Origin of the sequence: Verrucosispora sp. SN26_14.1 (assembly GCF_004307965.1) — a bacterium.
GTDB lineage: Bacteria > Actinomycetota > Actinomycetes > Mycobacteriales > Micromonosporaceae > Micromonospora.
Genome location: NZ_SISL01000670.1, coordinates 1 through 2,360 on the forward strand (window position 1 = coordinate 1; position 2,360 = coordinate 2,360).

Below are 2,360 nucleotides of genomic sequence, written 5' to 3' on the forward strand. Positions count from 1 at the left end.
AGAGACAGGGGCCAGCCGGGCCAGCGCGTCGGTGGGGGAGACCGGGCGCAGGTCGGCCCGGTGCACGGTGTGGTGCCGGACCTCGCCGGAGAGGTCGACCACGCAGGCGGCCAGATAGTCGACGTTGATCTCCAGCCCGAGCCCGGCCGGGCCGTCACCGGCGAGCACCAGGCCACGGGCGGGTCGCCCGGCACCGGCGCGTGGCGTCGGCTCGGCCTCGGTGACCAGTCGACCGGCGACGAGGTCCTCCACCACGGCCGAGACGGTGGCTCGGGTCAGCCCGGTCTCGGCCGCCAGCGCGGCCCGGGAGGGCGGTCGGCCGCGGCGATCCGGCCGAGGACGAGGGCGAGGTTCAGCTCACGCAGGCTGCCCTGGCGTACGCCACCGGCCGGGGCTGCGAGTCGGGTCACCCCTTGACACTGCCACATCGCGGCCATTTAATTCAACCACTGAACAAATAGCGGACGACACCACCGGAGGTCTGTAATGGCATCCCGTCCCACCCCCGCCGACAAGTTCTCCTTCGGCCTCTGGACGGTCGGCTGGCAGGGCCGAGACCCGTTCGGTCACGCCACCCGACCGGCCCTGGACCCGGTGGAGTCGGTGCACCGGCTCGCCGAGCTGGGCGCGTACGGCGTCACCTTCCACGACGACGACCTCGTGCCGTTCGGTGCGGACGCCGCCGCCCGCGACGGCCAGATCGCCCGGTTCCGCAAGGCGCTCGACGAGACCGGCCTGGTGGTGCCGATGGTCACCACCGACCTCTTCCAGCAGCCCGTCTTCAAGGACGGCGGCTTCACCAGCAACGACCGCGACGTCCGGCGGTACGCGCTGCGCAAGGTGCTGCGCAACGTCGACCTCGCCGCCGAGCTGGGCGCACAGACCTTCGTCATGTGGGGCGGCCGGGAAGGCGGCGAGTACGACGTCGCCAAGGACGTTCAGGCCGCGCTGGACCGCTACCGCGAGGCGGTCGACCTGCTCTGCCAGTACGTCGTCGACCGTGGCTACGACCTGCGTTTCGCGCTGGAGCCCAAGCCGAACGAGCCGCGCGGCGACATCCTGCTGCCGACCGTCGGGCACGCGCTGGCCTTCATCTCCACGCTCGCCCACCCCGACCGGGTCGGCGTCAACCCGGAGGTCGGCCACGAGCAGATGGCCGGGCTGAACTTCGTGCACGGCATCGCCCAGGCGCTCTGGCAGGGCAAGCTGTTCCACATCGACCTCAACGGCCAGCGCGGCATCAAGTACGACCAGGACCTGGTCTTCGGCCACGGTGACCTGCTCAACGCGTTCGCGCTGGTGGACCTGCTGGAGCACGGCGCCCCGGGTGGCGGCCCGGGGTACGACGGGCCGCGCCACTTCGACTACAAGCCCTCCCGCACTGAGGACATGGACGGGGTGTGGGTCTCCGCCGCCGCGAACATGCGGACCTACCTGCTGCTCAAGGAGCGGGCCGCGGCGTTCCGGGCCGACCCCGAGGTGGTCGAGGCACTGGCCGCCGCCAAGGTCGGCGAGCTGGGCGTACCGACCCTGGGCGAGGGTGAGGGCTACGCCGAGCTGCTCGCCGACACCAGCGCGTTCGAGGGCTACGACGTCGACGCGGCCGGCGCCAAGGGCTTCGGCTTCATCCGGCTCAACCAGCTCGCCGTCGAGCACGTGCTCGGCGCGCGCTGAGGCGACGGCATGCCGCTCGTCGCGGGGGTGGACTCCTCCACCCAGTCCTGCAAGGTGGTCGTCCGGGACGCGGACACCGGTGACCTGGTCCGCCAGGGCCGGGCCCCGCACCCGGACGGCACCGAGGTCGACCCCTCGGCCTGGTGGTCGGCCCTCCAGACGGCGATCGACGCCGCCGGTGGGCTGGACGACGTCGCCGCCGTCTCCGTCGCCGGCCAGCAGCACGGCATGGTCTGCCTGGACGAGTCGGGCGAGGTGGTGCGGCCGGCGCTGCTGTGGAACGACACCCGCTCCGCGCAGGCCGCCGCCGACCTGGTCGAGGAGGCCGGCGCCGGTACGGCGGGCCGGCAGTTCTGGGCTGACGCGGTGGGCAGCGTGCCGGTGGCGAGTTTCACCGTCACCAAGCTGCGCTGGCTGGCCCGGCACGAGCCGGCCAACGCCGACCGGGTGGCCGCCGTCTGCCTGCCGCACGACTGGTTGACCTGGCGGCTGTCCGGGTCGTCCGACCTGGCGGCGTTGCGGACCGACCGCAGTGACGCCAGCGGCACCGGATACTGGTCGCCGGCCACCGGCGAGTACCGCCCCGACCTGCTGGAACGGGCGCTCGGCCGGACGGTACGGGTGCCGACCGTGCTGGGTGCCGCCGAGGCGGCCGGCGCGCTGCCCGGCGGTGCGCTGCTCGGAAC

The 2,360-nt window shown here is 73.2% G+C and carries 2 protein-coding genes and 1 pseudogene; 2 read left to right on the top strand and 1 reads right to left on the bottom strand.

Annotated features, from left to right (window positions below; genetic code table 11):
* A pseudogene (locus EYA84_RS30670) lies at window positions 1–437 on the bottom strand (sugar kinase); the annotation flags it as partial.
* Window positions 438–486: 49 nt separating this feature from the next.
* Here EYA84_RS30670 and xylA point away from each other — a divergent pair.
* Both xylA and EYA84_RS30680 read left to right on the top strand, forming a co-directional pair.
* Window positions 487–1,674, top strand: coding sequence for a xylose isomerase (gene xylA / locus EYA84_RS30675; protein ID WP_131057701.1), 1,188 nt, complete (start codon window positions 487–489; stop codon window positions 1,672–1,674).
* Window positions 1,675–1,683: 9 nt separating this feature from the next.
* Window positions 1,684–2,360: FGGY family carbohydrate kinase (locus EYA84_RS30680; RefSeq protein ID WP_255446682.1), on the top strand; the 677-nt coding region annotated here is incomplete at its 3' end.